Origin of the sequence: Rahnella sp. GSA61A (genome assembly GCF_019969905.1) — a bacterium.
Taxonomy (GTDB): Bacteria; Pseudomonadota; Gammaproteobacteria; order Enterobacterales; family Enterobacteriaceae; genus Rahnella; species Rahnella aceris.
Map to the genome: position 1 here is coordinate 1 of NZ_JAHXYO010000033.1, position 26,893 is coordinate 26,893.

Consider the following 26,893-nt stretch of genomic DNA (forward strand, 5'->3'; position numbering starts at 1 on the left):
CAAACTCTTCAATTAAAAGTTCGATTTGCTTCAACAAGTGAAGCGGTGCTCAGAGATTACTTCGTAATAATTCAACTAAATGAATTACTGCTTGGTCACTCTAAGACTTGATATTTTTTGCCACCGAGGTGGCTGATATCGCCTTGTGAGTGCCCACACAGATTGTCTGATAAATTGTTAAAGAGCAGTGAGTTACGCGCTTTCGCTTGCTAACTCGAGGTGGCGTATATTACGCTTTCCTCATTCAGTGTCAACCGTTTATTTTATCCGGTTGCCGCTGTTTTTAATCTTTCCGACCCGGTTACTTCGTGATGTTGTTCACGTTGTTCCCTGTCGATGGAGCGGCATTATAGGGATCCGAATTTTTTGCACAAGCCTTTTTTCCAATAAAAGGATCGACTGCGTATTTTTCGACCCCTTCGCAGAGATCTCACCCGATCTGCTGCTTTTAACGCCGATCTTATCGCCCCTCAATTGGTATTTCCCCCGACCCGAACTATATTGCCAAGATTAATACTCACTTACGGGGTACTTCAGATGTCTCAGACTTTACGTTCTTATCAGGGATTAACACCAACATTGGGTGAAAGAGTGATGGTGGATCCCTCAAGCGTGGTGATTGGCGATGTGGATCTGGCTGATGACGTCAGTATCTGGCCACTGGTTGTGATACGTGGTGATGTGAATAATGTGGTTATCGGCTGTCGGACTAATGTGCAGGATGGAAGTGTGCTCCATGTGACTCATCAGTCACGACATAATCCCGAGGGGCACCCTCTTATTATTGGGGAAGACGTCACTGTCGGGCATAAGGCGATGCTGCATGGTTGCACGATCGGAAACAGAGTTTTGGTCGGAATGGGATCAATACTGCTGGATGGGGCTATCGTCGAAGACGATGTCATGATTGGCGCAGGCAGTCTGGTTCCACCTGGGAAAACACTCGAAAGTGGCTACCTCTATTTAGGAAGTCCTGTTAAGCAGATACGAGAACTGACTTCTGATGAACTCGCAGGACTGACATACTCTTCTAATAATTATGTGACATGGAAAGATCTCTATCTTTCACAGGAGCAATAAGAAGCGTACTGCCTGAACAGTAATAAATCTGATTGTTCAGGCATTTCACAATCACCCCAGCAAGTCTTTCTTTAGCTCCTCAAGCACTGGTTCTATTTGGGGCATCACCCCATGCCACAGATAAAAAGCGTGCGCTGCCTGCCCCACCAGCATCCCCAGCCCGTCTGCATAATGAGTTACCCCATTATTTTTCGCCCAGGTGATAAAAGGCGTTAAACCCGACTGATAAAACATGTCGTAGACGCGGGTCTGCGTCGTCAGCACACTTTCGGGGATCTCTGGGATCTGACCTTTAATACCCGATGCAGTAGCATTAATGATCAGATCGAAAGATTCATCAGCCAGATCGGCCAAAGCAATAGCCCGGATATTCCCTTTCTTTTCGAAAATATGGCTCAGGTGCTGTGCGCGTTCAAACGTCCGGTTAGTAACAACAACCGGGCAGCCATAGTACAGTAAAGGAAGTATCACCCCACGCGCAGCGCCACCAGCACCAATCAGAAGAACCCGGTCCCCTCGCTTTAAAAGCGCCAGCCGCTCAAGATCATTCAACATGCCGATGCCGTCGGTGTTATCCCCAAGCAATCGCCCATCTTCGAACTTTTTAAGCGTATTCACAGCACCCGACATGGCAGCCCGCTCGGTCAGCTCATCTGACTCAGCAAAAGCGCGCTCTTTGAAAGGTACCGTAATATTTGCCCCCAGCGCTCCGTTTTCAAAAAAGGAACGCAACGTCTCTTCAAACGCTTCTTGCGGGGCCAGAACCGTGCCATATGTGTGATCGATCCCCGTCTGACGGGCGAAAAGCGCATGAATGCGAGGGGATTTGCTATGGCCGATCGGATTTCCAAATACCGCAAAAGATGGCGTGACTTTCATTTGTTAACCTTGACGAATAAGGTTGCCAGTGAGGGCATCCCGAATTTCAGATGGATTATCTCTTCCTCCTACATCGCCATCCAGAACGGGAAAATCTTTCCCAAACTGAAGCCTGACTTCTTCAGACAAACGGCAAGGAGGTTGCCCGTTCAGGTTCGCACTGGTTGAAACCAGTGGTTTTCCAAATTTTTGGCAGAGTTCTTTTACCAGAGGATGGTCTGTGACACGCACCGCCAGCGAAGTGAAACGGCCGGTAAGCCAATCAGGTGTCGAGGGTTTTGCAGGCATAACCCAGGTAACGGGGCCTGGCCAGAATGAAACGACATGCGCAAGCTGTTGCTCCGTTAAAGATGAGTCATCAATATAAGGAAGGAGCTGCTGATAATTGTCAGCAATCAGAATGAGTCCTTTATCTTTTGGACGTTTTTTCAGCGCCAGCAATGCCTCGACGGCTTGTTCGCTATCTGGGTCACACCCCAACCCGAAAACCGCTTCCGTTGGATAAGCAATAACATGTTGTCCGTGAAGCGCCTCAAGCACTGCACTGAATGATTTTTCTGTCTCTTTATTCATCTTGTTCGTTATCTTTTATTTCTACGGCTTTGCCGCACAATTTACTGGCACAGAATAACTTAATCCCCTGAGCCGTTTTCTTTTCCATCAACAATGGGTAATGGCAATGAACACATTCTCCTGCAACTGGCTTATTATTGATGGCAAACTGACATTCCGGGTAACGATCACAGGCGTGGAATACTTTGCCAAAACGTGATTTGCGCTGTAACAGATGACCCTTTCCACATTGCGGGCAGCCCAGAGTAGTTTCTTCTGGCTTATCGATAGCTTCAATATGATCGCATTCAGGATACTGACTGCAACCAATAAACATGCCGTAACGCCCCTGCCGCAGCACCAAAGTGGAGTCACATTTAGGGCATGCCTGTCCTTCCAGGATTTTCACAATATGCCCATCCGCCTGTGATTTCAGGGGACGAACATACTGACATTGCGGGTAGGATGAACAACTGAGAAAGGGGCCGTGACGACCACTACGGATCACCAAATCGGCCCCGCATGCTGGACAGGATCCATTTTGCTTATCAGCAAAAAGTGCTGCTTTTGTCATATGTTACGTTTTACCTGTTATCTCTTAGTGCAGATAACCTTCATTAACTTCAAATAATAGCTCTTCCATTTGCTGATACGCTCTTTCATATCCGGGAATATTAAACAGAACCATCAGCACGACCCACTTCAGATCTTCAAGATCGAATTCTTCAGTGTCCAGAGCCATAACACGATCGATAACCATCTCTCTGGTATCGAAATTCAATACTTTGATTTGTTCCAGAAACAGCAAAAAACCACGACAACTGCTATCTAACCGACTCGTTTCCTCATCGGTATACACACGTAATGCTGAAGGATCAGAATCCAGCATATAAGATGGGGTTCCACCCTCTTGCATATCCGCAAGTTTTTCAAGCCAATTCAGCGCATTGTGAATATCAGCCCGGTGAAAACCAGCCTCGGTCAAGTCATCCGTTAACCTATCCTCGTCAACATTCATCTCCGCTTCGTTGTGAATGTAAGTTTCAAATAAGTACATTAGTACGTCGAACATGGCTTGCCCTCTTAATTCGGACATAGCCGCCGGGTACAGCTGCGATCCATCCTGCTAACTCCAGTTCGAGTAGTTTACCTACAACTTCTGGCACAGGTTGGCCGGCACGTTCGGCGACGACGTCAACAGATGTCACCTCATATTCTACGTTAGCCAACACATCAGCAAATGGCAATTCAACTTCGCTATCTGGCGCACAAATATTCACCTCTGGCGCATCAGAGTGACCATCCGGAGGCATTTTCAAGGATTCTGACGCTTTGATATTTGGAAACCAGGTCAGCCCGCTCCCTATATGTTCGGCGATATCATTGGGCTCAGTCACCAGATAAGCGCCCTGCTGAATAAGCCAGTGTGTTCCTTCGCAGGTTGCACTTCCCAGCGGGCCTGGCAACGCGAACACTTCCCTTCCTTGCTCCAGTGCATAGCGTGCAGTAATCAATGAGCCGCTGCGCAGCGTGGCTTCGATAACAAGTACACCCGCACTCAACCCGCTGATAACCCGGTTACGGCGGGGAAAGTGGGCTGCTAAAGGCGGCGCAGTCACCAGATGTTCTGAAACCAGAGCTCCTCCCTGCTCGAGGATGCGATCTGCGAGCTTCAGATGACAGGGTGGATAGCGCTTCATCAGTCCGCTTCCCAACACAGCAATCGTCTTACCCTGAGCTTCTAGTGTTGCCTTATGGCTGATTCCATCAATTCCCATTGCCAGACCGCTTGTCACGGTAAAACCACTGCTGACCAGGCCCCCTGCAAATACCTGTGCATATTGTTCGCCATAATGTGAGTAATCGCGGCTTCCCACCATCGCTATTTGCGGGGATAGCAGTAATTCAGCGGCTCCTTCTGCGAACAAAATCAGAGGCGGGGAGGATATTTGTGCTAACAGCGGGGAATAAAACTCGCTACCAAAAGTAATAAGATGACAATTCTCTCCTTCCAGCCATTTCAATGATTCAACTAACCAGCGCTGATTAATATGCTGAAAATCGGCTATTTGTTCGGGGAGAAGCCCACTGTTTGCTAATTCTGAGGACGAATAAATGCCCCGGCAGAATAAGGTCTGAATGATCCCCATAGCGTGATGAGGATCGAGGCGTTTTACCACCGACAAACGTATCCATGCTTCCTGTAATGTCATTATCCATTCCCTTCTCAAGGCCTTTCAGCGACTGATACAATTGGCAGAGGATGCTGTCAATCTGGGCAGGAAATGTCTAGAATAGAGTCTATATATCTTCAATCAATTGAATAAAGATCCAGAAAAATATGTCCGTATTACAGATATTACATTTCCCAGACGAGCGGCTTCGCATAACGGCAAAACCGGTCAAAGAAGTTAACGCTGAAATCCAGCAGATCGTGGATGATATGTTTGAAACCATGTATGCAGAGGAAGGCATTGGCCTTGCTGCAACTCAGGTCGATATTCATCAGCGTATCATCGTGATTGATGTCTCTGAAAACCGCGACGAGCGTCTGGTTCTCATCAACCCTGAATTGCTGGAAAAGAGCGGCGAAACCGGGATTGAAGAAGGCTGTCTGTCGATCCCTGATCAACGGGCGCTGGTGCCGCGTGCTGAAAAAGTAAAAATCCGCGCGCTTGACCGTGACGGTAAAACCTTCGAGCTCGAAGCCGATGATCTGCTGGCAATTTGTATCCAGCATGAAATGGATCATCTGGTAGGTAAATTATTCGTGGATTACTTGTCTCCGTTGAAACGTCAGCGTATTCGCCAGAAAATGGAAAAAATGGCCAAGCTGAACGCACGGGCTGACTAATATTCGTGTAACACAGGACACTGCTTTGCGAATCATATTTGCCGGTACTCCGGACTTTGCAGCGCGTCATCTTGACGCGCTTTTATCATCAGAACATCAGGTTGTCGGTGTTTTCACTCAGCCCGATCGCCCTGCTGGCCGCGGTAATAAACTTACCGCAAGCCCGGTTAAAGTTCTGGCTCAAACCCACGACATCCCGGTTTTCCAGCCTAAATCCTTGCGCCCGGAAGAGAATCAGTCTCTGGTTTCCGCGCTTGAGGCGGACATTATGGTAGTCGTTGCTTATGGTTTGATCCTGCCAAAAGCCGTGCTTGATATGCCGAAATTGGGCTGCATCAATGTGCATGGCTCATTATTGCCACGCTGGCGTGGCGCAGCACCGATTCAGCGATCTCTTTGGGCAGGTGATACAAAAACAGGTATCACCATCATGCAGATGGATGTCGGCCTTGATACCGGCGATATGCTGCACAAAGTAGAATGTGACATTCTCCCCGAGGATACCAGCGCATCGCTTTACAACAAGCTGGCTGAGCTGGGCCCACAGGGTATGCTTGAAACATTACAGCAGTTGGCGAACGGCTCAGCAAAACCTGAAGTTCAAAGCGAAGAGCACGTAACCTACGCTGAGAAACTCAGCAAGGAAGAAGCCCGCTTAGACTGGAATCTATCGGCCGAACAACTTGAACGCTGTATTCGTGCATTTAACCCATGGCCCGTCAGCTTCTTTATGATTGATGATCAGCCTGTGAAAGTCTGGCAGGCTGAATGTCTGTCAGGAAAAAGCAGCGCTGCACCCGGGACTATTGTTGCTGCCGACAAAAAGGGTATTCAGATTGCAACATCCGATGGCATCCTGAACATCACCCAGTTACAACCCTCAGGTAAAAAAGCAATGTCCGCACAGGATTTGCTGAACTCTCGTCGCGAATGGTTTATCGAAGGCACGCGTTTAGCCTGACCATAACGACTACGCCCGATATTTCGTCGGGCCTTATCTCTTTGATAATGCTGGCTCCGGTCAGCTTTTTTGACTATGAAAACAGCCTATAATCTCCGTAGCATTGCCGCTCAAGCCATCAGCCAGGTTTTGGACAAAGGATTATCCCTGTCCACTGTTCTTCCTAGTCTGCAGAAAAACGTCTCAGAAAAAGATCGCGGACTCCTTCAGGAGCTGTGCTTTGGTACGCTTCGCGTCCTCCCACAGTTGGAATGGTGCTTGCAGCAACTGATGGCAAAACCTCTCACTGGTAAGCAAAGAACATTGCATTACTTACTGATGGTGGGTCTGTATCAGCTGATCCATACCCGGATTCCGGCACACGCCGTACTGGCTGAAACTGTTGACGGTGCCGTTGCGCTAAAACGCCCTCAGTTAAAAGGTCTGATCAACGGCGTGTTGCGTCAGTTTCAGCGGCAGCAGGAAGAATTGCTTCAACGCATGGCCAACAATGACAGCCGCCATCTCCACCCGAGCTGGCTTCTTAACCGCCTGAAAAAAGCTTACCCCACTGACTGGGAAAGTATCGTTGATGCCAATAATCAAAGGCCGCCGATGTGGCTGCGCGTCAACAGGCAGCATCACACACGCGACGAGTACCTACACCTGTTAAACGAAGTACACATCGAAGCAGTTCCGCATCCGGAATACCGCGATGCATTACGGCTGAACACGCCATGTCAGGTAAACCTTCTTCCGGGATTCACAGAAGGCTGGGTCACCGTTCAGGATGCTTCGGCACAAGGCAGTGTTGATCTGCTGGATCCACAGAATGGCGAATTGATCCTCGACTTATGTTGCGCGCCGGGCGGGAAAACTACCCATATTCTGGAAGCTGCACCTAAAGCGCATGTTCTCGCTGTTGATGTGGATGAGCAACGTTTGAAGCGTGTTCATGAAAACCTTCAGCGTTTGAAACTCAGCGCGGAAGTGAAGCAAGGCGATGGGCGCGAGCCGCAGATGTGGGCAGGTGATCGCATTTTCGACCGCATTCTTCTCGATGCCCCCTGTTCAGCGACGGGCGTTATCCGCCGGCATCCTGACATCAAATGGCTGCGCAGAGACAGTGATATTGCCGAACTCGCCAGCCTCCAAAAAGAAATTCTTGATGCCATCTGGCCACGGCTAAAAAGTAAAGGGATCATGGTTTACGCCACCTGTTCGATTTTGCCGGATGAAAACTGCCAGCAAATAGCCTCATTCCTCGAATCACATCAGGATGCTACGCTGGTTGAAACCGGAACGATGGAAAAACCGGGCCGACAGAATCTTCCACATCCTGAAGATGGCGATGGATTCTATTACGCTAAACTTGTTAAAAGCTGAATATCTCGTATTAGTGCTGTTTACTCAGGCTAATACCTTCGAGGCAAAGCAGAGAGTCATATGAAAATAATCATTCTCGGGGCCGGGCAAGTTGGCGGAACACTTGCCGAAAACCTGGTAGGTGAAAACAACGACATCACGGTTGTCGACACGAATACCATCCGGCTGCGTCAGCTTCAGGATAAGTTTGACCTGCGTGTGGTCCAGGGGCACGGTTCTCACCCTCGTGTACTTCGCGAAGCCGGCGCCGAAGATGCAGATATGCTGGTAGCTGTGACGAATTCCGATGAAACTAATATGGTCGCCTGCCAGATTGCCTATTCACTGTTTAACACACCAAACCGCATTGCCCGTATCCGTTCAACTGAATATATCCGTGAATCTGAAAAACTTTTCCATCCGGAAGCCGTGCCTATCGACCACCTGATTTCTCCGGAGCAACTGGTCACGGATTATATCTACAAACTCATTGAGTATCCGGGTGCACTACAGGTGGTGAATTTCGCAGAAGGCAAAGTCAGTATTGCGGCGGTAAAAGCCTATTACGGTGGGCCTTTAGTCGGTAATGCACTCTCTTCAATGCGTGAACACATGCCGCACATTGAAACGCGGGTTGCAGCCATTTTCCGCCAGGATCGTCCTATTCGCCCACAGGGTTCAACCATTATCGAAGCCGGTGATGAAGTATTCTTTGTGGCAGCTTCTCAGCATATCCGTGCAGTCATGAGCGAGCTTCAGAGGCTCGAAAAGCCTTATAAACGAATCATGATCGTAGGTGGCGGCAATGTCGGGGCGGGGCTTGCACAACGGCTTGAGAAGAATTACAGCGTAAAACTCATCGAGCGGGATCAGCAGCGAGCCGCAGAGCTTGCAGAGATATTGCAAGATACGATTGTCTTCTACGGTGATGCCTCGGATCAGGAATTGCTGGCTGAAGAGCATATTGAACAAGTGGATGTATTCATCGCTATTACCAATGATGATGAAGCGAACATCATGTCCGCAATGCTGGCCAAGAGGATGGGCGCGAAAAAGGCGATGGTTCTCATCCAGCGCAGTGCATATGTCGATTTGGTGCAGGGCAGCGTCATCGATATTGCAATTTCGCCTCAGCAGGCAACGATTTCAGCGTTGCTTGGACACGTCAGAAAAGCAGACATCGTCAGTGTTTCATCGCTGAGGCGCGGTGTCGCGGAAGCCATTGAAGCAATTGCACATGGCGATGAGACAACATCAAAAGTTGTGGGTCGTACCGTGGAACAAATCAAACTGCCACCCGGTACAACGATTGGGGCTATTGTGCGCGGTAATGAGGTTATTATTGCCAACGGCACCAGCAGGATCCAACAAGGTGACCATGTTGTGATGTTTATTACCGATAAGAAGTTTGTCAGGGATGTTGAACGGCTGTTCCAGCCAAGTCCATTCTTCTTATAAATTGCACCTTTTGTTAATCAAATTTAGCGTTAATTGAGTTTCAGATGAGAAGTTTTGTAGCGAAGACCCTGCAAATGGTCTTTACTTGGTTTGACATATTTGATGAATTTGCCAAGGAGTGTTTATGAGTTTTATGAAAGAGTTTCGTGAGTTTGCCATGCGCGGCAACGTGGTCGACCTGGCAGTCGGTGTTATCATCGGCGCCGCTTTTGGCAAAATAGTATCGTCATTTGTCGCTGATATTATTATGCCACCGCTAGGCTTGCTGATTGGCGGAGTTGATTTTAAGCAGTTTGCTTTTGTCCTCAGGGAGGCCCAGGGAGCAGCACCCGCAGTAGTCATGCATTACGGGGTATTCATTCAGAACGTGTTTGATTTCATCATTGTTGCACTGGCCATATTCTGCGCAATTACCTTGATGAATAAAATGCGTCGTAAGCAGGAAGATAAGCCCGCTGCACCACCTAAACCAACAGCGGAAGAAACTCTGTTAGCGGAAATTCGTGATTTGCTGAAAGAGCAGCAGGCACCGAAACTGTAATTCTGCTTAGACTGATTAGAAGGGCAGTGTTGAATACTCAAACGAACACTCAACACTGCCCTCCAGATAACTCCCCTTCCCATTTTTCTCTTTGCGACGGTAGCTCCCTTTCCCTTTTTGATTTTTCTCAACACGCTGTTTGAACAGTGGATCATGAAGAAGCGCTTGTAACGCGTTATTCTGAATGATGCCTTTTTGATGCTTATAATGGCTCATAAAACCTCGATATCATTAATAGTAGTGAACAAAATGCGCACACATCTTACTGCTATAATCCTGACTATGAAAGTGGCTATTATACGACCAGAACATTCAAGCTACTTTACCCGCTCCATCCTCTAATGCTTCTAAAATAGAGCAACTTACGCTCGTATGTGAGGAGCCACAACAAGCGGCACTCAATCTTTGCAGGGATTCACGCATCTGATTAAGCTCCTTTAATTTAAGCTCAACCTCTGCGAGTCGTTCATCCACAATAGACTTTGACTCCTGACAAGTATGATGCAAAGGATCGATTCGAATAGAAAGTAACTCCTTGATTGCATCAAGCGTAAAACCTGTAGATTTGGCATAGCGGATGAAGCGTAAGCGCTGCACATCGCTTTCATCATATTGCCGATAACCTGATGTATTACGTGTGCCCGTTCCCATCATTCCCTGCTTTTCATAGTAACGAATAGTATCTGTGGACACGCTGGCCAGCCTGGCAAGTTCACCAATTTTATACATGTCTATTTCCCTCTCAATTTATCCTTCAGTGCATTTTTGTAATGCCCCCGAAGAAAGTCAGTGTTCATACCTGCCTGCTGTAAACGCATTTGTAAAACCTTCAGACGCTTTTCTGCGGGAAGAAACTTTGGATCATCACTGTCTAATATGTTCAGTAGATGATCCAAATCGATCGCCTCTTTTCGATCCTGCAACTCAGGCGGCAAATAGCCTGCATTTTTCAAGATACGATAGGACGTTCTGAGCTCATCCGGAACTGCGCTCGCGTCATCAATGATAAGGGGACGCCCATTTCCAGGAAGGTTATCAAATTCACCCTTTTCCTGAGCATCTTTGATGTGCTTTTCAACCCACTGATCAATTAGAAACATGATTTCGCCTTTGTCACATTGAACGAGCCATCTTAGATCATAGCTGGAAGCGACGCGCTGGAAAAGAGAGTGGAATTTAGCATGGTGAAAACTGGGAAGAAAAGGTTTAGAAACGTGAATTTTAGATGTAAAAAAACCGGGCAAAAGCCCGGTTTTTTCATGCATCTACAGATTATTCAGCAGTTGCTACTTCTGCTTTTGACTCTGCACGATCAACGAGCTCGATGTATGCCATCGGCGCATTGTCGCCTGCACGGAAGCCACACTTAAGAATACGAGTGTAACCACCAGCACGGCTCGCGAAACGCGGACCCAGTTCATTAAACAGTTTTGCCACGATCTCGTTATCACGAGTACGGGCGAATGCCAGACGACGATTTGCAACATTGTCGGTCTTGGCAAGAGTAATCAGCGGCTCAACAACGCGACGCAGCTCTTTCGCTTTCGGCAGGGTCGTCTTGATGATCTCATGACGAACCAAAGAGCCGGCCATGTTACGGAACATAGCCTGTCGGTGGCTGCTGTTACGGTTCAGTTGACGACCACTCTTACGATGGCGCATGACCTTATCCTTCTCAGTAAAACCTTAACCTGTGATCCGGTTACTCGTCAGCAATACTTGCTGGTGGCCAGTTTTCCAGGCGCATGCCCAGAGACAAACCACGGGACGCAAGTACGTCTTTGATCTCAGTAAGAGATTTTTTACCCAGGTTAGGTGTTTTAAGTAACTCAACCTCGGTACGCTGTACCAGATCACCGATGTAGTGGATTGCTTCTGCTTTAAGGCAGTTAGCAGAGCGGACAGTCAATTCCAGATCGTCAACAGGGCGCAGCAGGATTGGATCGAATTCCGGCTTCTCTTCTTTGACTTCCGGTTGACGTACATCACGTAAATCAACGAAAGCTTCAAGTTGTTCAGCAAGAATGGTTGCCGCACGACGAATCGCCTCTTCAGGATCGATCGTACCGTTGGTTTCCATTTCGATAACCAGCTTGTCCAAATCAGTACGCTGTTCTACACGCGCTGCTTCAACATTGTAGGCAATTCGCTCTACAGGGCTGTAGCATGCGTCTACTAACAGACGACCAATTGGGCGCTCATCTTCTTCCGAATGAATTCGGGCAGACGCCGGCACATAACCACGACCGCGCTGAACTTTGATACGCATGCTAATTGCAGCGTTCTCATCGGTCAGGTGGCAGATGACATGTTGCGGCTTGACGATTTCGACATCACCATCATGGGTAATGTCGGCTGCAGTCACAGGGCCAATGCCAGACTTATTCAGGGTAAGAATAACTTCATCTTTCCCTTGAACTCTCACCGCCAGCCCTTTCAGGTTGAGCAGGATCTCCAGGATATCTTCCTGTACGCCTTCTTTGGTGCTGTACTCATGCAGTACACCATCAATCTCAACCTCGGTCACCGCGCAACCCGGCATGGATGAAAGCAGAATACGGCGCAGTGCGTTGCCTAAAGTATGGCCAAAGCCACGTTCTAAAGGCTCAAGGGTCACCTTGGCGTGCGTCGAACTGACTTGCTCGATATCTACCAGGCGCGGTTTTAGAAACTCTGTCACAGAACCCTGCATTGTGTCCTCTCTTTGGTACTAAGCTTTACTTGGAGTAAAGCTCGACGATCAGGTGTTCGTTAATGTCGGAAGACAGATCAGTACGTTCAGGCATACGCTTGAACACACCTTCCATCTTAGCAGCATCAACTTCAAGCCAAGTCGGCTTTTCACGCTGTTCAGCCAACTCCAAAGCGGCCTTCACGCGAGATTGCTTTTTAGCTTTCTCACGGATGCTGACAACGTCATTCGGAGATACCTGATAAGAAGCGATGTTAACAACGCGACCGTTTACCATAATAGCTTTGTGGCTAACTAACTGGCGGGATTCCGCACGAGTAGCGCCGAAGCCCATACGATAAATGACGTTGTCCAAACGACCTTCAAGCAGTTGCAACAGGTTTTCACCAGTGTTGCCTTTCAGGCGTGCTGCTTCTTTATAATAGTTACGGAACTGACGCTCCAGAACACCGTAAGTACGGCGAACTTTTTGCTTTTCACGTAACTGTACACCGTAGTCAGACAGACGCGGCTTACGCGCACCATGCTGACCAGGAGCTTGTTCGATTTTACACTTGGTATCGATCGCGCGAACGCCAGATTTAAGGAATAAATCTGTGCCCTCACGACGGCTAAGCTTGAGCTTAGGACCCAAATATCTTGCCATTTTCTCTCTCCAACAAACCTAAAAGCAGCGTTATACGCGACGCTTTTTCGGCGGACGACAACCGTTATGAGGGATAGGAGTCACATCAGTAATATTAGTGATGCGGAAACCAGCCGCGTTTAATGCGCGGATAGTAGACTCACGACCAGGACCAGGTCCTTTAACCATAACTTCCAGATTCTTGATACCGTATTCTTTCACTGCGTCAGCGCAGCGCTCTGCTGCAACCTGAGCTGCGAACGGAGTGGATTTACGAGAACCACGGAAACCGGAACCACCAGCTGTTGCCCAACCCAAAGCATTACCCTGACGATCGGTAATGGTAACAATGGTGTTGTTGAAAGAAGCATGGATATGAGCCACGCCGTCAGAGACTTGTTTTCTTACACGTTTACGTGTACGAACAGGTGCCTTTGCCATTTATTCAATCACCCCGATTATTTCTTGATCGGTTTACGCGGACCCTTACGGGTACGTGCGTTAGTCTTGGTACGCTGACCGCGCACTGGAAGACCACGACGATGACGCAAACCACGATAAGTTCCAAGGTCCATAAGACGCTTGATGCTCAGGGTGACTTCACGACGCAGATCACCTTCAACAATGAACTTGGCAACTTCGTCACGCAGTTTTTCGATTTGCTCTTCAGACAGCTCACTGATCTTAACATTTTCAGCAATACCGGATGCAGCACAGATAGACTGTGAGCGGGTTTTGCCGATACCGTAGATCGAAGTTAATGCGATTACAGTATGTTTCTGATCAGGAATGTTAATGCCTGCTATACGGGCCACTATGCACTCCTACTATTTATATACGGCAACACCATTCTGAAAAGCCCGTTTTCAGGATACTCAAATAGTATTGCTGCTTACATACAAAAGATTGGCTGGCTAATCTAGCCAGCTCAACCCAACTTTGCAAGAAAAATATGCGAGATAATCAGCCTTGACGCTGTTTATGCTTCGGTTCTGCACTGCAGATTACGCGAACGACACCGTTACGCTTAACAATTTTGCAGTTACGACATAATTTCTTGACGGAAGCACGAACTTTCATTTTTACTCTCCGTAACTTCGCAAACTCACCAGATTAGCGGTTATAGCCTTTCAGGTTTGCTTTCTTCAATGCAGACTCATACTGACTTGACATCATCAGAGTTTGCACTTGAGCCATAAAGTCCATGATAACGACGACTACGATCAGTAGAGAAGTACCACCAAAGTAGAATGGAACTTTCATCGCGTCACGCATGAACTCCGGGATAAGGCAGATGAAAGTAATATACATCGCACCAATTAAGGTTAAGCGAGTCATTACTTTATCGATGTACTTCGCCGTTTGCTCTCCCGGACGAATTCCTGGTACAAATGCACCGGACTTCTTCAGGTTATCTGCTGTCTCACGCGGGTTGAAAACCAACGCAGTATAAAAGAAACAGAAGAAGATGATTGCAGTCGCATAGAGTAACACATAAAGCGGTTGTCCAGGCTGCAAATACAGCGAAATCGTAGTCAGCCAGTTCCAACCAGTCCCACCCCCAAACCATGATGCAATCGTGGCCGGGAACAGAATAATGCTGGAAGCGAAGATCGCTGGGATAACCCCGGCCATATTCACTTTCAACGGTAAGTGCGTGCTCTGTGCTGCATAGACACGACGACCTTGTTGGCGCTTAGCATAGTTAACGACGATACGACGTTGACCACGTTCAACAAACACCACAAAGAAAGTCACTGCAAACACTAAAACTGCAACCAACAGCAACAGGAGGAAGTGCAGGTCGCCTTGCCGAGCTTGTTCGATAGTATGGGCAATCGCCGGCGGGAGACCCGCTACGATACCTGCAAAGATTATGATGGAAATACCGTTACCGATACCTCGTTCAGTAATCTGCTCCCCCAGCCACATCAGGAACATTGTCCCGGTCACTAAGCTCACAACTGCAGTAAAGTAGAACGCAAAGCCTGGATTTAACACCAGACCCTGCATACCAGGCATGTTCGGCAGACCGGTAGCAATACCGATTGACTGAAACACTGCCAATACCAGCGTACCGTAACGGGTGTACTGGCTAATCTTACGACGGCCAGCCTCCCCTTCTTTCTTTATTTCAGCTAACGCTGGATGAACCACCGTTAACAGCTGGATAATGATCGATGCCGAAATATACGGCATGATCCCCAGAGCAAAGATTGAAGCACGGCTAAGGGCACCACCAGAGAACATATTAAACATTTCAATGATGGTACCTCTTTGCTGCTCGAGCAATTTGGCAAGTACAGTGGCATCAATACCAGGGATCGGAATAAAAGAGCCGATACGGAAAACAATCAGCGCACCGATAACAAACAAAAGTCTGCGCTTCAGTTCGCCTAGTCCACCCTTGGCACTTTGAAAATCTAATCCCGGTTGCTTAGCCATCTGCTACTTATTCCTCAATTTTACCGCCAGCAGCTTCGATAGCAACACGAGCGCCTTTGGTGACACGCAAACCACGCAGAGTTACCGCACGACCGACTTCGCCAGAAAGGATTACTTTCGCGAACTCGATCTGGATACCAACCACGTTAGCGGCTTTCAGCGCGTTCAGGTCGATCACGTCGCCTTCCACCAGAGCCAGTTCAGACAGACGAACTTCTGCCGTGATCATAGCTTTGCGGGAGGTGAAGCCGAATTTCGGCAAACGACGATATAAAGGCATCTGACCACCTTCAAAACCACGACGTACGCCACCACCAGAACGTGAGTTCTGACCTTTGTGACCACGACCGCCGGTTTTACCCAGGCCAGAACCAATACCACGACCTACACGCCTTGGCGCTTGTTTGGCACCATCAGCCGGAGACAGAGTATTTAAACGCATCTCTTACTCCTCAACCTTAACCATGTAGGAAACCAGGTTGATCATACCGCGTACAGCAGGAGTATCCTCGCGCTCAACGGTGTGACCAATACGACGCAGACCCAGGCCCAGCAGAGTAGCTTTATGCTTCGGCAGACGGCCAATGGAACTGCGAGTTTGTGTAACTTTAATAGTCTTTGCCATGGTTAATTACCCCAGAATTTCTTCAACGGATTTACCACGCTTGGCAGCGACCATTTGTGGGGATTTCATATTTGCCAAAGCATCGATAGTTGCACGAACCACGTTGATCGGGTTGGTGGAACCATAAGCTTTAGCCAATACGTTATGAACCCCTGCAACTTCCAGGACGGCGCGCATTGCACCACCGGCGATAATACCGGTACCTTCGGAAGCCGGCTGCATGAACACACGGGAACCCGTATGAGCACCTTTAACAGGATGCTGCAGGGTGCCGCTATTCAGCGCGACATTCATCATGTTGCGACGGGCTTTTTCCATCGCTTTCTGGATCGCTGCCGGAACTTCGCGTGCTTTGCCGTAGCCAAAACCAACGCGACCGTTACCATCACCAACAACTGTCAGTGCGGTAAAGCTGAAGATACGGCCACCTTTTACGGTTTTAGATACGCGGTTTACCGCGATCAGCTTTTCCTGCAGTTCGCCAGCTTGTTTTTCGATGTGAGCCATCTTAAACCTCTTCCTTAGAACTGAAGGCCAGCTTCACGGGCAGCATCTGCCAGTGCCTGGACTCGACCATGATATTGGAAACCGGAACGGTCAAAGGATACTTTCGTAATCCCTTTTTCCAATGCGCGTTCTGCGATAGCTTTACCTACAGCAGTGGCAGCATCTTTGTTGCCGGTATACTTCAGTTGCTCAGTGATAGTTTTTTCTACAGTAGATGCAGCAACTATTACTTCAGAACCGTTTGGTGCGATAACCTGTGCGTAAATATGACGCGGGGTACGATGTACCACCAGACGAGTCGCACCCAATTCTTTGAGCTTGCGGCGTGCGCGGGTCGCACGACGGATACGAGCAGATTTCTTATCCATAGTGTTACCTTACTTCTTCTTAGCCTCTTTGGTACGCACGACTTCGTCGGCGTAACGGACACCCTTGCCTTTATAAGGCTCAGGACGACGGTAGGCACGTAAATCCGCAGCAACCTGACCGATAACCTGTTTATCAGCGCCTTTCAGCACGATTTCAGTTTGGGTCGGACATTCTGCAGTGATGCCTTCCGGCAGTTGATGATCGACCGGGTGAGAGAAGCCTAAGGCTAAATTCACCACGTTGCCTTTAACAGCAGCACGATAACCAACACCTACCAGTTGAAGCTTTTTAGTGAAGCCGTCGGTAACACCTACAACCATAGAGTTCAACAGTGCACGAGTGGTACCCGCTTGGGCCCAACCGTCTACAGCGCCTTCGCGTGGAGCGAAAGTCAGTGTATTTTCTTCCTGCTTAACTACAACAGCGTCATGGATAGTACGTGACAGCTCGCCGTTTTTACCCTTAATCGAAATAACCTGACCGTTGAGTTTTACCTCTACGCCGGCAGGAATGACGACGGGTGCTTTTGCAACACGAGACATTCTTTCCTCCCAATTAAGCTACGTAGCAGATAATCTCGCCACCAAGACCAGCCTGGCGAGCTGCACGATCGGTCATAACACCTTTAGAGGTAGAAATAACAGCGATACCCATACCGGCCATAACTTTTGGCAGCTCATCTTTTTTCTTGTAGATGCGCAGGCCTGGACGGCTGATACGTTGAATGCTTTCTACCACTGCCTTGCCCTGGAAGTACTTCAGTACTAATTCCAGTTCAGGCTTAGCGTCGCCTTCGATTTTAAATTCTTCAATGTAGCCTTCTTCCTTCAGCACGTTGGCAATAGCCACTTTCAGCTTGGAGGAAGGCATGGTGACCGCAACTTTGTTCGCGGCTTGACCGTTACGGATACGGGTCAGCATATCCGCGATCGGATCTTGCATGCTCATCTGTCTTTACTCCCGTGATTCAATTGGTGACAATTACCAGCTAGCCTTCTTAAGACCCGGAATTTCACCGCGCATAGCGGCTTCACGGACCTTAATACGGCTCAACCCGAACTTCCGCAGGAAAGCATGCGGACGACCAGTTTGACGGCAGCGGTTACGCTGACGAGACGGGCTGGAATCACGCGGCAGAGACTGCAGCTTAAGAACTGCATCCCAACGATCTTCGTCGGATGAGTTCACACCAGAGATAATAGCTTTCAATTCCTCGCGTTTAGCGCGGTATTTATCAGCCAGTTTTACGCGAACGACTTCGCGTGCTTTCATGGATTGCTTAGCCATTAGTAACCCTGCCTTACTTGCGGAACGGGAAGTTAAAGGCTGTCAGCAATGCACGGCCTTCATCATCGGATTTCGCAGTAGTGGTGATAGTAATATCTAAACCACGAACGCGATCGACTTTATCATAATCGATTTCCGGGAAGATGATCTGTTCACGCACGCCCATGCTGTAGTTACCACGACCATCGAAAGACTTAGCAGACAAGCCGCGGAAGTCACGAATACGTGGAACAGCAATGGAGACCAGACGCTCAAAGAACTCCCACATGCGTTCGCCGCGGAGGGTTACTTTACAGCCGATCGGATAGCCCTGACGAATTTTGAAGCCTGCAACTGATTTGCGTGCTTTGGTGATCAACGGTTTTTGACCGGAGATTGCTGCCAGGTCAGCTGCTGCGTTATCCAGCAGTTTCTTGTCAGCGATCGCTTCACCAACACCCATGTTCAGGGTGATCTTCTCGACCCGAGGGACTTGCATGACAGAATTGTAACCAAACTCAGCCATGAGTTTTTTTACGACATCGTCTTTGTAGTAATCATGCAGTTTCGCCATCGTACTACTCCAAATTACTTGATAGTTACGCTGTTAGATTTGAAGAAACGGACTTTTTTGCCATCTTCGAATCTAAAGCCTACACGGTCCGCCTTACCAGTAGCCGTGTTGAAGAGAGCAACGTTAGAAACCGGAATTGCAGCTTCTTTTTCAACGATGCCGCCTGGTTGGTTCAGGGCCGGTACAGGCTTCTGATGTTTCTTAACCAGGTTGATACCTTCAACAATGACTTTGCCAGAAGACAGTACATTTTTTACTTTACCGCGCTTACCTTTATCTTTACCGGTAAGCAGGATAACTTCGTCATCACGACGGATTTTCGCTGCCATGGTTCGCTCCTTAGAGTACTTCTGGTGCCAGAGAGATAATTTTCATGAACTTCTCATTACGCAGTTCACGAGTTACCGGCCCAAAAATACGCGTGCCGATTGGCTGCTCGCTGTTATTGTTTAAAATAACGCATGCATTACCATCGAAGCGAATGACAGAACCGTCCGGGCGACGAACACCCTTCTTGGTGCGCACCACTACCGCCTTCAGCACATCGCCTTTCTTCACCTTACCGCGAGGAATTGCTTCCTTGATGGTAATTTTGATGATGTCGCCGACGCCTGCGTAGCGACGGTGCGAGCCACCTAGAACCTTGATACACATTACGCGACGTGCACCGGAGTTGTCGGCCACGGTCAGCATAGTCTGTTCTTGGATCATGTTAGTGCTCCGCTAATGTCAACTACAACTTTAGGACCCAGGATAGGTCGTTAAGAAATCCCCACAATATGAGGGCGCGGCATTATAACACCGGTTCCCGATTATGGGTAGAAAAAATAAACGGCCCACGTACATGAGCCGTTTATCTATTTTTGAGAGGCGCTACTGTATTACAGAATCGCTTTCTCTACAACGCGAACCAAGGTCCAAGACTTAGTCTTAGACAGTGGACGGCATTCGCTGATTTCCACAACGTCGCCGATACCACATTCATTGTTCTCGTCATGTACGTGCAATTTAGTCGTACGTTTGATGAACTTACCGTAAATCGGGTGTTTCACCACGCGCTCAATCGCAACAACAATGGATTTTTCCATTTTGTTACTGATTACACGACCCTGCAGAGTACGGATCTTGTCAGTCATTACGCACCCGCCTTTTCAGTCAGTAAAGTTTTCACACGTGCTACATCACGACGCACTTGCTTCAACAGGTGTGTTTGCTGCAACTGGCCGCTTGCCGTTTGCATGCGCAGGTTAAACTGCTCACGCAAAAGGTTCAGCAACTCAGTGTTCAGCTCTTCCACGCTTTTTTCGCGCAGCTCTTGTGCTTTCATTACATCACCGTCTTAGTTACAAAGGTGGTTTTGATAGGCAGTTTGGCTGCTGCCAGCTGGAAGGCTTCACGAGCCAGCTCTTCAGGCACACCGTCCATTTCGTACAGGACTTTACCAGGCTGGATCAAAGCAACCCAATACTCTACGTTGCCTTTACCTTTACCCATACGAACTTCGAGCGGTTTCTCGGTGATCGGTTTGTCCGGGAATACTCGGATCCAGATCTTACCTTGACGCTTAACTGCACGGGTCATCGCACGACGTGCTGCTTCAATTTGACGAGCAGTCAGACGACCACGGCCAACAGCTTTCAGACCGTAAGTGCCGAAGCTCACATCCGTACCTTGCGCAAGACCACGGTTGCGGCCCTTGTGCACCTTACGGAATTTTGTACGCTTTGGTTGTAACATCAGCGACTCTCCTTACTTGCGGCCTTTACGCTGCTGCTTTTTAGGTTGAGCAGCCGGTTCCGGTTGTTCAACTGCAGCCATACCACCCAGGATCTCACCTTTGAAGATCCATACCTTAACGCCGATTACACCGTAAGTGGTGTGCGCTTCAGATGTGTTGTAATCGATATCCGCACGCAGAGTGTGCAACGGAACACGACCTTCACGGTACCATTCAGTACGCGCGATTTCAGCACCGCCAAGACGGCCGCTTACTTCAACTTTGATACCTTTAGCGCCAAGACGCATTGCGTTCTGTACTGCACGCTTCATAGCACGACGGAACATAACACGACGTTCCAGCTGTGAAGTGATGCTGTCAGCAACCAATTTTGCGTCCAGTTCCGGTTTACGGACTTCGGCGATGTTAATCTGCGCAGGAACGCCAGCGATATCCGCTACGACCTTACGCAGTTTTTCGACATCTTCGCCTTTCTTGCCGATAACGATGCCAGGACGAGCAGTGTGAATAGTCACACGGATGCTCTTCGCTGGACGCTCGATAACGATGCGAGAAACGGAAGCTTTCGCCAATTCCTTAGTCAGGAACTGACGAACTTTAAAGTCGCCGTCCAGGTTGTCAGCGAAATCTTTGGTATTTGCATACCAAGTAGAGTTCCAAGGTTTGACAATACCCAGTCGAATACCATTAGGATGTACTTTCTGACCCATTGCTAGTCTCCAGAGTCTCAGCGATCGGACACAACCACAGTAATGTGGCTGGTGCGCTTCAGAATGCGATCTGCACGACCTTTAGCACGCGGCATAATGCGCTTCATGCTTGGGCCTTCGTCTACGAAAATCTTCGTGACTTTCAGATCATCGATGTCAGCGCCATCGTTGTGTTCTGCGTTAGCAATGGCAGACTCCAGTACCTTCTTAACCAGACCAGCAGCTTTCTTGTTGGTATAGGCCAGAGTTTCCAGAGCTTGCGACACTTTCTTACCGCGAATCAGGTCAGCAACAAGGCGAACCTTCTGAGCAGAAGAACGAGCGTGGCGATGTTTAGCGATAGTTTCCATCTCTTCCTCCTACCTTAGCGCTTTTTAGCTTTTTTATCAGCCGCATGGCCGCGATAAGTACGAGTCGGCGCGAATTCACCCAGTTTGTGACCGACCATTTCATCGGAAACAAATACTGGTACGTGCTGACGACCATTATGGACAGCGATGGTCAAACCGATCATGTTAGGAAAGATCGTTGAACGACGGGACCAAGTGCGCAAAGGCTTCTTGTCACCGCTTTCCACCGCTTTCTCTACCTTCTTCAGCAAGTGCAGGTCAATAAAAGGACCTTTCTTGAGAGAACGTGGCATGGCTTATCCTCTAATTATTTTTTGCTACGGCGACGTACAATGAATTTATCAGTACGCTTGTTGCTACGGGTCTTCTTACCTTTGGTTTGAACGCCCCATGGAGTTACCGGGTGCTTACCAAAGTTACGACCTTCACCACCACCGTGTGGGTGATCGACTGGGTTCATCGCAGTACCGCGAACGGTAGGACGAATACCACGCCAACGAGCAGCACCTGCTTTACCCAGAACGCGAAGCATATGTTCAGAGTTACCGACTTCACCTAAGGTGGCGCGGCAATCAACTTGAACTTTACGCATTTCGCCAGAGCGCAGACGCAGAGTTACGTAGGAACCGTCACGAGCAACGATCTGAACGTAGGCACCGGCTGAGCGAGCCATCTGGCCGCCTTTACCTGGTTTCATTTCTACGTTATGAACCGTTGAACCTACTGGGATGTTGCGCATAGGCAGGGTGTTACCTGTCTTGATTGCAGCATCAACACCAGATTGGATCTGGTCACCCACTTTCAGGCCTTTCGGCGCCAGGATATAACGGCGTTCGCCGTCTTTGTACAGAACCAGCGCGATATTCGCGGAACGGTTCGGATCGTACTCCAGACGCTCAACCACTGCAGCGATACCATCTTTGTTGCGTTTGAAGTCAACCAGACGATAATGCTGTTTGTGGCCACCACCGATATGACGGGTGGTGATACGGCCATTGTTGTTACGGCCACCGCTTTTGCTCAGTTTTTCAAGCAGCGGAGCATAAGGTTTACCCTTGTGCAGCTCAGGGTTAACCACTTTAACAACGTGGCGACGACCCGGAGATGTAGGTTTACATTTAACAATTGCCATTGTTCTTACTCCTCCGACTTACTCAGCGCCGCTGATGAAGTCCAGATTCTGGCCTTCTTTCAGGGTTACGTAAGCTTTTTTCCAGTCGCTACGACGACCAACACGCTGACCGTGACGTTTAACTTTGCCTTTAACCAGCAAGGTGTTCACATCTTCGACTTCGACTTCAAACAGTTTCGAAACCGCAGCTTTGATTTCCGCTTTAGTCGCGTCTTTGGCAACTTTGAGAACGATGGTATTGTTCTTTTCCATCGCAGTAGACGCTTTTTCAGAAACGTGCGGCGCGCGCAGCACTTTCAGCAGACGTTCTTCACGAATCATGCCAGCATCTCCTCAACTTGCTTCACAGCGTCAGCAGTCATAACTACTTTGTCGAAGGCGATCAGGCTTACTGGATCGATACCTGCTACATCGCGAACGTCAACCTTGTACAGGTTACGTGCGGCCAGGAACAGATTCTCGTCGACTTCGCCAGTTACAATCAGCACGTCTTCCAGAGCCATGTCTTTCAGTTTCTGTGCCAGCAGCTTAGTTTTAGGCGCTTCTACAGAGAACGTCTCGACAACGATCAAACGATCTTGACGTACCAGTTCGGACAGGATGCTTTTCAGCGCGCCGCGGTACATCTTTTTATTTACTTTTTGACTGTGGTCCTGTGGCTTTGCAGCGAAGGTTACACCACCGGAACGCCAGATCGGGCTCTTTACAGAACCTGAACGCGCACGGCCAGTACCTTTCTGACGCCAAGGTTTTTTACCGGAACCGGTTACTTCAGCACGGGTCTTCTGAGCGCGAGTACCTTGACGGGCACCTGCTGCATAAGCAACAACGACCTGGTGTACCAGCGCTTCATTGAAATCACGCCCGAAGGTAGTTTCGGAAACAGTCAGCGCGCTCTGCGCGTCTTTCACTACTAATTCCATTCCTATCTCCTCGACGTTAAGCCTTAACAGCAGGTTTAACGATCAGGTTGCCACCGGTAGCACCCGGAACAGCACCCTTGACCAGCAGCAGGTTGCGCTCAGCGTCAACACGTACTACGTCCAGGCTTTGAACGGTTACACGCTCGTTACCCAGTTGGCCTGCCATTTTCTTGCCTTTGAACACTTTGCCCGGAGTCTGGTTCTGACCGATAGAACCCGGAACACGGTGAGACAAGGAGTTACCATGGGTAGCGTCTTGGGTACGGAAATTCCAGCGCTTAACTGTGCCAGCAAAACCTTTACCTTTAGAAGTACCGGTAACATCAACTTTCTTAACGTCTGCGAAAATTTCAACGCTAATGTTCTGACCTGCAGTGAACTCTTCACCTTCTGCAAGGCGGAATTCCCACAGACCGCGGCCAGCTTCTACGCCAGCTTTAGCGAAGTGACCCGCTTCTGGTTTGGTTACACGGTTAGCTTTTTTGCTACCAGTAGTAACCTGCACAGCGCGGTAACCGTCGTTGTCCAGGTCTTTGACCTGAGTAACGCGGTTTGCTTCAATTTCGATAACGGTTACAGGGATAGAAACGCCATCTTCAGTGAAGATACGAGTCATACCCACTTTCTTACCGACTAAACCAATCATTGTTTCAACCTCTCAATCGCTCAATGACCCTGATTAACCCAGGCTGATCTGCACGTCTACACCAGCAGCCAGATCCAGACGCATCAGAGCATCAACGGTTTTCTCGGTTGGCTCAACGATGTCAACCAGACGCTTGTGAGTGCGAATTTCATACTGATCGCGCGCATCTTTATTGACGTGCGGAGAAATCAGGATGGTAAAGCGCTCTTTGCGGGTCGGCAGCGGGATTGGACCACGAACTTGCGCACCAGTGCGCTTCGCAGTCTCAACGATTTCCGCAGTTGATTGATCGATCAGACGATGATCAAACGCTTTCAGGCGGATACGGATTCTTTGGTTCTGCATGAGACCAGAGCTCCAATTATTTTAAACGTAAATGATTACTCCTCAAACCCATTTCGATTGATGGGAGAGTGTAATCGTTCTTCACATAACCCCCATATCGGGAGTATTGTTGACCGGCAAGTAAACTTATCGGCCATCTGATTCTCATTGAACCAGGCCTACCAAGATTAGGTAAGCCCGCGCATTATACTTAAACACCAGTAAGAAGCAATCCGAACTACAAAAAAAATGCTTTTATTTTGCGCTCTTCTCTTCTTGTTGCTGTTCCAACATCGCTTTTTCCAACCACTCTTGTAATGGTATATCCGGGCTTCCCTCATCTAACTTCATGATTTGACTTTCATCGCTTTCGCCTGTCGGCGCCTCTTCCGGAGCCTCATTTTCCATAGATGAAGTATCTTCCAGCAGTTGTTCATCAGCATTTGTATCGTCATCACTATCGGCCGACTGACTAACAGCAGGCATCGCTTTGTCCTGATAGATGTAATGTAAGGGGGATTGCTTATAAGGAAGACGGGATTCTTCACTGACACCTATCCGGTAACTCTGCCAGTTAAGATAACTTATATGAAGATAAGCCCCTGCCATCGCACCAGCCAACAAGCATAGGCAACCTAATCCCAGAGAATAAAGGCTTTTTCTGAGCGGGCGATGCACTACCACCTTCACTTTTTGTTTGTTTAAATGGCTTGTGTAAGCCGATAAATGAATGTTTTGCATTTTAACCTAGAGCTCTTCTTCTGTAAGCAGCACGGGCATGTTGCCGGTACGTTTAGCGATTTGCATCAGTGTGCCCTTACCTACCCTTCCATCAACAATAAGACCTTCCCGTTGTTGGAATAATTTAACCTTCCTGATCAAATCTTTGTCCCACTGACCCGTTTTACCGAATGGCAGGTTCAGGATTTTGCTCAGTGTCATATCTAACCAAGCGGTGTCAGCTTCAGGGCTTGTATTGTTGATGGCGTTTTTACCGCTCGGAGTCTGCGGAAATAGCTGGATATATTCGCCACCCCAAACTTCGTTAAACCAGCTGCGCTGAACCGTCCACGTCTCATCTTTAATAAGAATATCTAACTCCTCATCAGTGACCTTCACAACGGTAGCGTACACGGTCTGTTTATCTGCTGTAATCGGACTTAACCAGGGAATTCCGTCCTGGACTAAGGTCTCTAAGGTTGCCTTACCCTTTTTACAGGTGAGCTGTGCACGGACGGCCTGATCACAGAACGCATCATTAGTTGGCACGTCATAACCCCACACCTGAAAGAGCTGACGCATTCCGTTACGCTCGTTACTTCCAACATCACTCAGTTTTTTGGCCGCAGCAGGGATTTCATGCAGCCTTTCGGAAAACGTCGCCAACAGCGGCAGGTATGGCTTTACATAACCTAAATAAGTCCATCCCAAAACACTGCCCAAAAGCATGTAACACGCAATGAGAAACGTGAGACATTTCCTTTTGCCAAGCGTCAGTCCTCGGGCTTCGAGGCAGACTTTCATTTGCCGATAAGTGACTGACTGTGTTTTTTCTGCATATGCGCTGTTAAGTGAATCTGTTGCCAGTTCATTAATAAGCCGAAACCGCCCACCAGCAGCACTGTGCAACAATTTGACGAGTGGTTTGTTAAAAAGGGTTGGCTCCCCTCCGGCTGATTGCATCCTTTGGGACAGATAGTCCGAGGTTTCTGCGAGACTCATTGGAGACAGAGAGTAAACCGCATGTGGTAGCCCCATCTTATGGTGCCTGCCGCGGCCTTTACTCCCCTTATGTTCTTCTACTAGCAGGAATGAGACACGCAGAGATTGCGGATAAGTTTTGAATGTACGTAAAAACTCATAACTTTCTGGCGTGAGGTTTTCAGCATTATCGATCACGACCAACCAGGGCTCTGTGGGGTCCTCATTGTGGACAAAGGATTCTGCAATTCGCATAGTGAGAATCGAGGCTGGTAATGTTTGCCATTTCTTTAAATGAAAACAAAAGGCTAGTAATTGTCCAAGGCTTTCACTGTCTGCGCCATTCAAAGACGCTGCACTTAAATTCAATACCCGGCATTGACTTTTTCTGGCAATCTCGTGCGCCAGTCGCGTTTTACCAACACCTTTGTTACCATCGATTATCGCGATACCTCCCTGATTCAACTTCTGCAGAATAAAATCCTGAGCGGCCAACAAACGTATATTATTGAAATAATTACCTTCCAAAAAGGGAAGCGTGACAAAATTAAAGTAATCGCGGTACATACCGATACCCATAACCATTTATACATTCAA

44 protein-coding genes are annotated in these 26,893 nt (G+C 48.5%); 6 read left to right on the forward strand and 38 right to left on the reverse strand.

What is annotated here, in order from left to right:
* Window positions 1-537 precede the first annotated feature (537 nt).
* Window positions 538-1,080 (forward strand): gamma carbonic anhydrase family protein, encoded by a 543-nt coding sequence (locus tag LC431_RS24955; protein WP_013573720.1) that lies wholly within the window; start codon window positions 538-540, stop codon window positions 1,078-1,080.
* 51 nt (window positions 1,081-1,131) lie between these two features.
* Here the strand turns inward: LC431_RS24955 and aroE are convergent, their stop codons facing one another.
* From aroE to dprA, 5 genes are read right to left on the reverse strand one after another with little or no spacing between them, the layout of a single operon-like run.
* A complete protein-coding gene (aroE, locus tag LC431_RS24960) occupies window positions 1,132-1,959 on the reverse strand; it encodes a shikimate dehydrogenase (RefSeq protein ID WP_153376732.1) in 828 nt (275 codons plus the stop codon).
* 3 nt (window positions 1,960-1,962) lie between these two features.
* Entirely contained in the window at window positions 1,963-2,532 is a 570-nt protein-coding gene (gene tsaC / locus LC431_RS24965; protein WP_013573718.1) for an L-threonylcarbamoyladenylate synthase type 1 TsaC, read from the reverse strand.
* On the reverse strand, window positions 2,525-3,085 hold the full coding sequence (locus LC431_RS24970) for a type I DNA topoisomerase (RefSeq protein WP_037035580.1): 561 nt from the start codon (window positions 3,083-3,085) through the stop codon (window positions 2,525-2,527). Before LC431_RS24970 ends, tsaC begins: the two co-directional genes overlap by 8 nt.
* Window positions 3,086-3,109: 24 nt before the next feature.
* Window positions 3,110-3,583: a DUF494 family protein gene (locus LC431_RS24975; RefSeq protein ID WP_223510422.1), complete on the reverse strand. Its 474-nt coding sequence runs from the start codon at window positions 3,581-3,583 to the stop codon at window positions 3,110-3,112.
* Window positions 3,555-4,724 carry a DNA-protecting protein DprA gene (dprA, locus tag LC431_RS24980; RefSeq protein ID WP_223510423.1) on the reverse strand — a complete coding sequence of 390 codons (1,170 nt, stop codon included), beginning with the start codon at window positions 4,722-4,724 and terminating at the stop codon, window positions 3,555-3,557. The genes LC431_RS24975 and dprA overlap by 29 nt, the downstream gene beginning before the upstream one ends.
* 128 nt (window positions 4,725-4,852) lie before the next feature.
* On the opposite strand from dprA, the gene def reads away from it, so the two are divergent.
* From def to mscL, 5 genes are all read left to right on the forward strand, one after another.
* Window positions 4,853-5,365, forward strand: a complete 513-nt coding sequence (gene def / locus LC431_RS24985) for a peptide deformylase (RefSeq protein WP_013573714.1) — start codon at window positions 4,853-4,855, stop codon at window positions 5,363-5,365.
* A 1-nt stretch (window position 5,366) separates the two neighbouring features.
* Window positions 5,367-6,326 carry a methionyl-tRNA formyltransferase gene (gene fmt, locus LC431_RS24990; protein ID WP_173362077.1) on the forward strand — a complete coding sequence of 320 codons (960 nt, stop codon included), beginning with the start codon at window positions 5,367-5,369 and terminating at the stop codon, window positions 6,324-6,326.
* A gap of 75 nt (window positions 6,327-6,401) precedes the next feature.
* Complete coding sequence (gene rsmB / locus LC431_RS24995; protein ID WP_223510429.1) at window positions 6,402-7,691, forward strand: 16S rRNA (cytosine(967)-C(5))-methyltransferase RsmB; 1,290 nt, start codon at window positions 6,402-6,404, stop codon at window positions 7,689-7,691.
* Window positions 7,692-7,751: 60 nt separating this feature from the next.
* Window positions 7,752-9,128: a Trk system potassium transporter TrkA gene (trkA, locus tag LC431_RS25000; protein WP_013573711.1), complete on the forward strand. Its 1,377-nt coding sequence runs from the start codon at window positions 7,752-7,754 to the stop codon at window positions 9,126-9,128.
* A 124-nt stretch (window positions 9,129-9,252) separates the two neighbouring features.
* Window positions 9,253-9,669 carry a large-conductance mechanosensitive channel protein MscL gene (gene mscL, locus LC431_RS25005; RefSeq protein ID WP_013573710.1) on the forward strand — a complete coding sequence of 139 codons (417 nt, stop codon included), beginning with the start codon at window positions 9,253-9,255 and terminating at the stop codon, window positions 9,667-9,669.
* A 15-nt stretch (window positions 9,670-9,684) separates the two neighbouring features.
* On the opposite strand, the gene LC431_RS25010 is transcribed toward mscL, so the two are convergent.
* The 33 genes from LC431_RS25010 to LC431_RS25170 form a co-directional block, all read right to left on the reverse strand.
* Window positions 9,685-9,885, reverse strand: coding sequence for an alternative ribosome-rescue factor A (locus LC431_RS25010; protein WP_037035586.1), 201 nt, complete (start codon window positions 9,883-9,885; stop codon window positions 9,685-9,687).
* Window positions 9,886-9,981: 96 nt separating this feature from the next.
* Complete coding sequence (zntR, locus tag LC431_RS25015; protein WP_013573708.1) at window positions 9,982-10,398, reverse strand: Zn(2+)-responsive transcriptional regulator; 417 nt, start codon at window positions 10,396-10,398, stop codon at window positions 9,982-9,984.
* Window positions 10,399-10,400: 2 nt separating this feature from the next.
* Window positions 10,401-10,769: a DUF1992 domain-containing protein gene (locus LC431_RS25020; protein WP_112152601.1), complete on the reverse strand. Its 369-nt coding sequence runs from the start codon at window positions 10,767-10,769 to the stop codon at window positions 10,401-10,403.
* A gap of 172 nt (window positions 10,770-10,941) precedes the next feature.
* A complete protein-coding gene (gene rplQ / locus LC431_RS25025; protein ID WP_013573706.1) occupies window positions 10,942-11,331 on the reverse strand; it encodes a 50S ribosomal protein L17 in 390 nt (129 codons plus the stop codon).
* Between the two features lie 40 nt (window positions 11,332-11,371).
* Entirely contained in the window at window positions 11,372-12,361 is a 990-nt protein-coding gene (gene rpoA, locus LC431_RS25030) for a DNA-directed RNA polymerase subunit alpha (protein WP_002919219.1), read from the reverse strand.
* Between the two features lie 25 nt (window positions 12,362-12,386).
* A complete protein-coding gene (gene rpsD, locus LC431_RS25035; RefSeq protein ID WP_013573705.1) occupies window positions 12,387-13,007 on the reverse strand; it encodes a 30S ribosomal protein S4 in 621 nt (206 codons plus the stop codon).
* 30 nt (window positions 13,008-13,037) lie between these two features.
* A complete protein-coding gene (gene rpsK / locus LC431_RS25040) occupies window positions 13,038-13,427 on the reverse strand; it encodes a 30S ribosomal protein S11 (RefSeq protein WP_004929731.1) in 390 nt (129 codons plus the stop codon).
* Between the two features lie 17 nt (window positions 13,428-13,444).
* A complete protein-coding gene (rpsM, locus tag LC431_RS25045; protein WP_013573704.1) occupies window positions 13,445-13,801 on the reverse strand; it encodes a 30S ribosomal protein S13 in 357 nt (118 codons plus the stop codon).
* Between the two features lie 148 nt (window positions 13,802-13,949).
* A complete protein-coding gene (rpmJ, locus tag LC431_RS25050) occupies window positions 13,950-14,066 on the reverse strand; it encodes a 50S ribosomal protein L36 (protein WP_002227352.1) in 117 nt (38 codons plus the stop codon).
* Window positions 14,067-14,099: 33 nt separating this feature from the next.
* Window positions 14,100-15,431, reverse strand: a complete 1,332-nt coding sequence (gene secY / locus LC431_RS25055) for a preprotein translocase subunit SecY (RefSeq protein WP_013573703.1) — start codon at window positions 15,429-15,431, stop codon at window positions 14,100-14,102.
* 7 nt (window positions 15,432-15,438) lie between these two features.
* Window positions 15,439-15,873, reverse strand: coding sequence for a 50S ribosomal protein L15 (rplO, locus tag LC431_RS25060; RefSeq protein WP_013573702.1), 435 nt, complete (start codon window positions 15,871-15,873; stop codon window positions 15,439-15,441).
* Between the two features lie 3 nt (window positions 15,874-15,876).
* Window positions 15,877-16,056, reverse strand: a complete 180-nt coding sequence (gene rpmD / locus LC431_RS25065) for a 50S ribosomal protein L30 (RefSeq protein ID WP_013573701.1) — start codon at window positions 16,054-16,056, stop codon at window positions 15,877-15,879.
* Window positions 16,057-16,062: 6 nt separating this feature from the next.
* Entirely contained in the window at window positions 16,063-16,563 is a 501-nt protein-coding gene (gene rpsE / locus LC431_RS25070) for a 30S ribosomal protein S5 (RefSeq protein ID WP_013573700.1), read from the reverse strand.
* Between the two features lie 14 nt (window positions 16,564-16,577).
* Window positions 16,578-16,931, reverse strand: coding sequence for a 50S ribosomal protein L18 (gene rplR / locus LC431_RS25075; protein WP_013573699.1), 354 nt, complete (start codon window positions 16,929-16,931; stop codon window positions 16,578-16,580).
* A 9-nt stretch (window positions 16,932-16,940) separates the two neighbouring features.
* Window positions 16,941-17,474 (reverse strand): 50S ribosomal protein L6, encoded by a 534-nt coding sequence (gene rplF / locus LC431_RS25080; protein WP_013573698.1) that lies wholly within the window; start codon window positions 17,472-17,474, stop codon window positions 16,941-16,943.
* A gap of 13 nt (window positions 17,475-17,487) precedes the next feature.
* Window positions 17,488-17,880 carry a 30S ribosomal protein S8 gene (gene rpsH, locus LC431_RS25085; protein WP_013573697.1) on the reverse strand — a complete coding sequence of 131 codons (393 nt, stop codon included), beginning with the start codon at window positions 17,878-17,880 and terminating at the stop codon, window positions 17,488-17,490.
* 33 nt (window positions 17,881-17,913) lie between these two features.
* A complete protein-coding gene (rpsN, locus tag LC431_RS25090) occupies window positions 17,914-18,219 on the reverse strand; it encodes a 30S ribosomal protein S14 (protein ID WP_013573696.1) in 306 nt (101 codons plus the stop codon).
* 13 nt (window positions 18,220-18,232) lie between these two features.
* The gene (rplE, locus tag LC431_RS25095; protein ID WP_013573695.1) at window positions 18,233-18,772 is read right to left on the reverse strand and encodes a 50S ribosomal protein L5; all 540 of its coding nucleotides are present in this window, start codon (window positions 18,770-18,772) and stop codon (window positions 18,233-18,235) included.
* A 14-nt stretch (window positions 18,773-18,786) separates the two neighbouring features.
* Window positions 18,787-19,101 (reverse strand): 50S ribosomal protein L24, encoded by a 315-nt coding sequence (rplX, locus tag LC431_RS25100; RefSeq protein ID WP_013573694.1) that lies wholly within the window; start codon window positions 19,099-19,101, stop codon window positions 18,787-18,789.
* A 10-nt stretch (window positions 19,102-19,111) separates the two neighbouring features.
* The gene (rplN, locus tag LC431_RS25105) at window positions 19,112-19,483 is read right to left on the reverse strand and encodes a 50S ribosomal protein L14 (protein ID WP_008457164.1); all 372 of its coding nucleotides are present in this window, start codon (window positions 19,481-19,483) and stop codon (window positions 19,112-19,114) included.
* A gap of 170 nt (window positions 19,484-19,653) precedes the next feature.
* Window positions 19,654-19,908 carry a 30S ribosomal protein S17 gene (gene rpsQ / locus LC431_RS25110; RefSeq protein WP_013573693.1) on the reverse strand — a complete coding sequence of 85 codons (255 nt, stop codon included), beginning with the start codon at window positions 19,906-19,908 and terminating at the stop codon, window positions 19,654-19,656.
* A complete protein-coding gene (gene rpmC / locus LC431_RS25115) occupies window positions 19,908-20,099 on the reverse strand; it encodes a 50S ribosomal protein L29 (RefSeq protein ID WP_013573692.1) in 192 nt (63 codons plus the stop codon). Before rpmC ends, rpsQ begins: the two co-directional genes overlap by 1 nt.
* A complete protein-coding gene (rplP, locus tag LC431_RS25120) occupies window positions 20,099-20,509 on the reverse strand; it encodes a 50S ribosomal protein L16 (protein ID WP_009639183.1) in 411 nt (136 codons plus the stop codon). The genes rpmC and rplP overlap by 1 nt, the downstream gene beginning before the upstream one ends.
* A 12-nt stretch (window positions 20,510-20,521) precedes the next feature.
* Complete coding sequence (gene rpsC, locus LC431_RS25125) at window positions 20,522-21,220, reverse strand: 30S ribosomal protein S3 (RefSeq protein ID WP_013573691.1); 699 nt, start codon at window positions 21,218-21,220, stop codon at window positions 20,522-20,524.
* 17 nt (window positions 21,221-21,237) lie between these two features.
* The gene (gene rplV, locus LC431_RS25130; RefSeq protein ID WP_004391423.1) at window positions 21,238-21,570 is read right to left on the reverse strand and encodes a 50S ribosomal protein L22; all 333 of its coding nucleotides are present in this window, start codon (window positions 21,568-21,570) and stop codon (window positions 21,238-21,240) included.
* A 14-nt stretch (window positions 21,571-21,584) separates the two neighbouring features.
* Entirely contained in the window at window positions 21,585-21,863 is a 279-nt protein-coding gene (rpsS, locus tag LC431_RS25135; protein ID WP_004929772.1) for a 30S ribosomal protein S19, read from the reverse strand.
* A 14-nt stretch (window positions 21,864-21,877) separates the two neighbouring features.
* Window positions 21,878-22,702 carry a 50S ribosomal protein L2 gene (gene rplB / locus LC431_RS25140; RefSeq protein WP_013573690.1) on the reverse strand — a complete coding sequence of 275 codons (825 nt, stop codon included), beginning with the start codon at window positions 22,700-22,702 and terminating at the stop codon, window positions 21,878-21,880.
* An 18-nt stretch (window positions 22,703-22,720) separates the two neighbouring features.
* The gene (rplW, locus tag LC431_RS25145; protein WP_013573689.1) at window positions 22,721-23,023 is read right to left on the reverse strand and encodes a 50S ribosomal protein L23; all 303 of its coding nucleotides are present in this window, start codon (window positions 23,021-23,023) and stop codon (window positions 22,721-22,723) included.
* A complete protein-coding gene (rplD, locus tag LC431_RS25150; RefSeq protein ID WP_013573688.1) occupies window positions 23,020-23,625 on the reverse strand; it encodes a 50S ribosomal protein L4 in 606 nt (201 codons plus the stop codon). Before rplD ends, rplW begins: the two co-directional genes overlap by 4 nt.
* Window positions 23,626-23,641: 16 nt before the next feature.
* A complete protein-coding gene (rplC, locus tag LC431_RS25155; RefSeq protein WP_013573687.1) occupies window positions 23,642-24,271 on the reverse strand; it encodes a 50S ribosomal protein L3 in 630 nt (209 codons plus the stop codon).
* Window positions 24,272-24,304: 33 nt separating this feature from the next.
* Window positions 24,305-24,616, reverse strand: coding sequence for a 30S ribosomal protein S10 (rpsJ, locus tag LC431_RS25160; RefSeq protein WP_009639175.1), 312 nt, complete (start codon window positions 24,614-24,616; stop codon window positions 24,305-24,307).
* Window positions 24,617-24,850: 234 nt separating this feature from the next.
* Window positions 24,851-25,336, reverse strand: coding sequence for a hypothetical protein (locus LC431_RS25165; RefSeq protein WP_013573686.1), 486 nt, complete (start codon window positions 25,334-25,336; stop codon window positions 24,851-24,853).
* Window positions 25,337-25,342: 6 nt separating this feature from the next.
* On the reverse strand, window positions 25,343-26,863 hold the full coding sequence (locus tag LC431_RS25170; protein WP_112197971.1) for an ExeA family protein: 1,521 nt from the start codon (window positions 26,861-26,863) through the stop codon (window positions 25,343-25,345).
* Window positions 26,864-26,893 lie beyond the last annotated feature (30 nt).